The following is a 217-nucleotide window of genomic DNA, read 5'->3' as shown; positions in this document are numbered from 1 at the left end:
AGTATATGGAACAACAGATCCTGTTTTTACTTATACGGTTTCTCCAAGCTTAGTAAGTGGTGATTCTTTCACAGGAGCTTTAAGCAGAACTGCTGGAGAAAATATTGGAAACTATGCTATTACACAAGGAAACTTAAGTGCCGGTTCTAATTATAACATTACTTATGTAAGCAAAGATTTTACTATTACGGCAAAACCTATTACAGTAACGGCAGAT

1 protein-coding gene is annotated in these 217 nt (G+C 35.0%); it reads left to right on the top strand.

Features of this window, described 5'->3' with window-relative positions; all coding sequences use genetic code 11:
• Window positions 1–217: MBG-2 domain-containing protein (locus tag FLACHUCJ7_RS25070; RefSeq protein WP_180910964.1), on the top strand; the 217-nt coding region annotated here is incomplete at both ends.

It is taken from the genome of Flavobacterium salmonis, from assembly GCF_903819435.1.
In the GTDB taxonomy this organism is placed as follows: Bacteria; Bacteroidota; Bacteroidia; order Flavobacteriales; family Flavobacteriaceae; genus Flavobacterium; species Flavobacterium chungangense.
The sequence above is the reverse complement of the archived record's forward strand: the minus strand, read 5'-3'. Positions and strand labels throughout refer to the sequence as shown.